Raw genomic sequence first — 5,185 nt, 5'->3', positions numbered from 1 at the left:
GGGTTAGCCTCCAGACTCTTGACGAAATTCTCGAGGTGATCGCGGTGCGCCATCATGTTTGCAAAGCGTCCCGAAATCAGCTCTTCGGTGATCGTGGACGGATCGAACACGAACACGTCGAGCATCTTGCGCAGGTTCTCCATCGTCGGCGCCTTGTAGACGCCAAACAGAAGCTTGATGCCTTCGAGCGGCATCGGCTGAAACAGGCTCGGGCCAACTCCACCGCCGCCCATGATCACTATCTTCCCCAGTCGCTTCGGATAGTTCAGTGCGAACGACAGCGCGTTCACGCCGCCCATCGAGTTGCCAATGACGTGTGCGCGCGGGATGTCCAGCACATCGAGCAAGCCCTTGAGCGCCTTTGCGTTGAGGTCGGCTCGCGAGCCGCTCGTGCAGACGATCGGGTCGCTCTTGTTCCAGCCCGGCGAATCGAGCAGGATCACGCGATAACCTTCGTCCACGAGCGCGTCGACATTGCGATGAAAGTTGCTCCAACCCGATGCGCCGGGACCGGAGCCATGCATCATTACGACTGCCTCCCCATTTCCCGCGTCGTTGTAGTGAACTTGCAGATCAACCCCTCCCTCGTTGATCCGCGCAAACTTGCTTGTTCCTGCTTCTGTCAGTGCAGCCATTGCTTCTCTCCTTGATCGGGATCGCGCCCGACAATAAATGAACTCACGATCTAAATGAACCGATTCCCAGCTCATCAAATTCGCACTACGAAAAGTATTTCGCTCCAAAACTTTGTAGAACAGACACGAAAGCCGAACAGCGCTTTCGCAAATATTGAACGACGGCGCTTAGCGGTGATCTCCCCGAGGCTGCGCGCGCTGAAGATCGAGCGCGACGTCGACGATCATGTCCTCCTGGCCGCCAACCATGCGGCGCCTCCCGAGTTCAACGAGAATGTCGACGGTCTTCAGGCCATACTTTTGCGCCGCCACCTCCGAATGACGCAGGAAGCTCGAATACACGCCCGCATAGCCGAGTGCGAGTGTCTCGCGATCCACGCGCACCGGGCGGTCCTGCAGCGGACGCACGATGTCGTCGGCTGCGTCCATCAGCGTGAACAAATCGGTACCGTGGGTCCAGCCGAGTCGTTGCGCCGCCGCGATAAACACTTCGAGCGGCGCGTTGCCCGCACCCGCCCCCATGCCTGCGAGCGATGCGTCAATGCGATCGCACCCCTCCTCGACCGCCGCGATCGAGTTCGCGACGCCAAGCGACAGGTTGTGGTGGGCGTGCATGCCAGTCTGCGTGTCCGGTTTCAGCATATCCTTGAGCGCACGGAATCGTGCGCGAATGTCGTCCATCACCATTGCGCCCCCGGAGTCCACCACGTAGATGCAGGTCGCGCCGAAGCTCTCCATTTTCTTCGCTTCTACGGCGAGGTTTTCCGGCGTCGTCATGTGGCTCATCATCAGGAACCCGACCGTGTCCATGCCCAACTCGCGCGCGGTCTCGATGTGCTGCTTCGAGATGTCCGCCTCGGTGCAGTGCGTCGCCACGCGCACCACGCGAGCACCGGCGTCGTACGCGGCCTTCAGGTCGTGGATCGTGCCGATGCCCGGCAGCAGCAGCGTCGCGATCTTCGCGTGCCGCACCACGTCAGCGACCGCCTCGATCCACTCCAGATCGCTGTGCGCGCCGAAGCCGTAGTTGAAGCTCGACCCTTGCAGGCCGTCGCCGTGCGCGACCTCGATGCTGTCCACCTTCGCGCAATCGAGCGCGCGTGCGATGTCTTGCACATTCTGGATCGAGTACTGATGGCGGATCGCGTGGCTGCCGTCGCGCAGCGTGACATCGGAAATATAGAGTTTCTTGCTCATGCTCATGGGCTCCTTAGACGCTCAGCAGCGATTGCGCCATGCGTTCGGCAGTGGCGAGCGCGGCGGAGGTCATGATGTCCAGGTTGCCCGCGTATGCAGGCAGATAGTGCGCCGCGCCCTCGACCTCGATGAAGATCGAAGTCTTCAGGCCGCTGATGCGGCCGAGGCCCGGAATGTTCAGTGGCGCGCCTGGCGGGATTTCGTCGAACTGCACCTTCTGCTTCAGGCGATAGCCCGGCACATACGCATGTACCGCACGCGCCATTTCCTCGATCGACGCCTCAATCCTCTTGTGATCGGCGAGGGCCGACAGTGTGTAGACGGTGTCGCGCATCATCATCGGTGGGTCGGCCGGGTTCAGCACGATGATCGCCTTGCCCTTGCGCGCGCCACCCACCACCTCGATCGCCTTCGACGTCGTTTCGGTAAACTCATCGATGTTCGCTCGCGTGCCGGGACCGGCCGACTTGCTGCTGATCGACGCGACGATTTCCGCGTAATGCACCTTTGCCACGCGCGACACTGCCGCCACCATCGGAATCGTCGCTTGTCCGCCGCACGTGACCATGTTCACGTTCGGCGCATCGATGTACGCGTCGAGGTTCACGACCGGAACGCAGTACGGGCCAATCGCGGCGGGCGTCAGGTCGATCAGGCGGATGCCGGGCTTAAGCGCTCGCAGAAACGCGTCGTTCTTCACATGCGCGCCGGCGGAGGTCGCGTCGAATACGAACTCGATATCGTCGAATGCCGGCAACCGGGCGAGTCCTTCCGCCCCTTCATGAGTGGTCGCGACGCCGAGGCGTGCGGCGCGCGCAAGACCATCGGAAAGAGGATCGATGCCGACCATCGCAGCCATCTCCAGATGCTTGCTGTTGCGCATGATCTTGATCATCAGGTCCGTGCCGATGTTGCCGGAGCCAATGATCGCCACTTTGCTCTTGCGTTGTGTCATGGTTTTCGTTGTCCTATCTGTCAAACGAAGCGCGTCGAGCATTGGCCGATGCCGCCGATCGAAACATGTAGGCTGTCACCCGCCTTCACCGGCACCATGGTTCCGAGTGAGCCCGACAGGATCACCTCGCCCGCCTTCAGGGGCACGCCGAGCCTGCCGAGCGTATTGGCGAGCCACGCCACCGCGTTCAAGGGCGAGTTCAGGGCCGCCGCGCCCGCACCGGTCGCCACTACCGCGCCATTGCACTCGAGCACCATTCCGCAGGTGCGAAGGTCCAGCGAGCGCGGATTCACCATCTGGCTGCCGAGCACAAACACGCCGCACGACGCGTTGTCGGCCACAGTGTCCTGGATGCGGATCTTCCAGTCGCGAATCCGCGAATCAACAATCTCGAAGCACACAAGCACACCTTCGGTCGCGCGCAGCACATCCGCCACCGATACGCCGGGACCGCTCAGATCGTGTTTCAACACGAACGCGATCTCCCCCTCGGCCTTTGGCTGGATCAGCCTGGACGTATCGATAGCGTCGCCTTGCGGACATAGCATCGTGTCCAGCAGATAGCCGAAGTCCGGCTGATGGACGTCGAGCACGCTCATTACCGCCTCGCTGGTCACGCCAATTTTCTTGCCAATCACCCGCGCGCCCACGTCGACTTGCCGCGTGATCAGATACTGCTGGATCCGGTAAGCGTCTTCGACGCTCATGCCCGGGTACCGGGTCGAGAGCGGATCGATCGCCTTGGCGGTGCGCTGCGCGCGCCAAAGCTCGTCGCCAAGATCCGAAATCAGTGAGGAGTCCATTGTGGGGTTCCTGTTTCCTGCGTGAATGTCCAGAATGGCGCGGCCGAACGCGGCGAGCCTCGCCGGTTATGTCCTCTGTCGCGCCACGTCGCGTTATGCAGCCTGTCCTGGCAGCGGGTCGCGCGAATAGAACAGCGGCGGCAAAGGCTGACCGAGCAGATAACCGCCGAGCGTGCCGGCCGTATCGTCCGCGTTCTGCGTGATGTGGTTGGCCGCTGCGATCACGTCACGCAGGATGCGCTGCAACGGATTGTCGAGATAGATGCCACGTGCGGAGAGCGCTTTGAACAGCAACATCACCGCCTCCTCGCATTCACGGCCCACGCGTGCGATGTCGAGCATGCCCGGCACGCGCTCGTCGAGCGGTACCAGTTCGCGCCGTTCGGCATAGCGGGTGGTCTCGTGCATCATGTGCAGGATTCGCGCGCGCGACGAGCGCACCCGCGCCACCGCGTTGCCAAGCCGGTCCTTTACGTACGGGCTCAGGCTCGTCTTGCCGCCGCCTGTCGTGTCGCGGCGCGTCTGCATCTGCTCGATGAACACATCGACCGCCCCCTGCGCCATGCCGTTGATCACCGACGACACCGCCGCGTAGAAAATCTGCGAGAACGGATACAAGTACGTGTCGCCGCGATCGCTCATGCTGTAGTCCGCAAGACTGTGCGTCCGGTACTCCGGGACGAATGCATCCTTGACGAGCACGCTCTTGCTGCCGGTACCGGCAAGGCCGAACACATGCCAGTCGTCGATAATCGTATAGTCGGTGCGCGGCACGAGCACTGACAGGCGATCAATCGGCTGCTTGTTCTCGTCGAAGAGAATCTGGCCCAGGAACGCCCACTGGCCATGGTCCGTGCCACTGGAAGTCGGCCAGCGACCATTGATGACGTAGCCGCCCTCCACCTTGCGATAGGTACCGAACGGCGCGTACGACGACGCGACGATCACCGAATCGTCCTTGCCCCAGACGTCATCGCCAGCGCGCGGATCAACGTGCCCGAACTCCCACGTATGGATGCCGAGAATCATCATGTTCCAGGCACTGCTGCAACAGCCACGGCCCAGCTCCATCAGTACCTTGAAGAACACCGAAGGATTCATCTCGTAGCCGCCCCAGCGACGCGGCTGCAGGATGCGGAAGAAGCCCGCCTCCTTGAACTGCTCGACGATGTCAGCGGGGACCGAGCGCGCCTGCTCGACTTCCGCCGCCCGTGCGCGGAGCATCGGAATCATTGCCCTCGCGCGCTCGACCAGCACCTCTTCAGTGGGAATGCTGTAGTCGACTGCTTCTCTCAAAACCGTGCTCATGCTGCTCCTCCTTTGGAATTGCCTGGCTCCGCCTGGATTAGGCGGGCGAACTTGCCACCGAAATACACGAGCGGCGGTGTCTCCTCTTTTTCACAACACACCTCAATCACGTCGCACAGAAAGACCGTGTGGGAACCTCCTTCCAACTCCTCGACTACCTGGCAGCCGAACGACACGAGAGTGCGTTCGAGTAGCGGAATGCCGAGCTTGCCGTCGCGCCACGTCCCCGCGCCGAGAAATCGGTCCTCTCCGGTCACGTTGATCACCATCCCGGCGAACTGCTTCGC

At 61.9% G+C, this 5,185-nt stretch carries 6 protein-coding genes; all 6 read right to left on the bottom strand.

Annotated elements, in window-relative coordinates; all coding sequences use genetic code 11:
• On the bottom strand, positions 1-635 hold a 635-nt coding region (locus WCA53_RS10790), incomplete at its 3' end, for an alpha/beta fold hydrolase (protein WP_423909027.1).
• Positions 636-803: 168 nt separating this feature from the next.
• Complete coding sequence (gene dmpG, locus WCA53_RS10785; protein ID WP_423909024.1) at positions 804-1,832, bottom strand: 4-hydroxy-2-oxovalerate aldolase; 1,029 nt, start codon at positions 1,830-1,832, stop codon at positions 804-806.
• Positions 1,833-1,845: 13 nt separating this feature from the next.
• Positions 1,846-2,787: an acetaldehyde dehydrogenase (acetylating) gene (locus WCA53_RS10780; RefSeq protein WP_423909021.1), complete on the bottom strand. Its 942-nt coding sequence runs from the start codon at positions 2,785-2,787 to the stop codon at positions 1,846-1,848.
• A 20-nt stretch (positions 2,788-2,807) separates the two neighbouring features.
• Complete coding sequence (dmpE, locus tag WCA53_RS10775; protein WP_423909018.1) at positions 2,808-3,590, bottom strand: 2-oxopent-4-enoate hydratase; 783 nt, start codon at positions 3,588-3,590, stop codon at positions 2,808-2,810.
• A 93-nt stretch (positions 3,591-3,683) separates the two neighbouring features.
• Entirely contained in the window at positions 3,684-4,898 is a 1,215-nt protein-coding gene (locus WCA53_RS10770; RefSeq protein WP_423909015.1) for an acyl-CoA dehydrogenase family protein, read from the bottom strand.
• Positions 4,895-5,185: flavin reductase family protein (locus WCA53_RS10765; RefSeq protein WP_423909010.1), on the bottom strand; the 291-nt coding region annotated here is incomplete at its 5' end. The genes WCA53_RS10770 and WCA53_RS10765, both read right to left, overlap by 4 nt.

It is taken from the genome of Caballeronia sp., assembly GCF_049581465.1.
Classification (GTDB): Bacteria; Pseudomonadota; Gammaproteobacteria; order Burkholderiales; family Burkholderiaceae; genus Caballeronia.
Note: the sequence above shows the minus strand (reverse complement) of the source record. Positions and strands in the feature narration are given on the sequence as shown.

Bases quoted from the DNA above. Each gene is read 5' to 3' on its own strand.
- dmpG (WP_423909024.1), bottom strand. From the start codon at position 1,832: ATGAGCAAGAAACTCTATATTTCCGATGTCACGCTGCGCGACGGCAGC.
- WCA53_RS10770 (WP_423909015.1), bottom strand. From the start codon at position 4,898: ATGAGCACGGTTTTGAGAGAAGCAGTCGACTACAGCATTCCCACTGAA.
- WCA53_RS10780 (WP_423909021.1), bottom strand. From the start codon at position 2,787: ATGACACAACGCAAGAGCAAAGTGGCGATCATTGGCTCCGGCAACATC.
- dmpE (WP_423909018.1), bottom strand. From the start codon at position 3,590: ATGGACTCCTCACTGATTTCGGATCTTGGCGACGAGCTTTGGCGCGCG.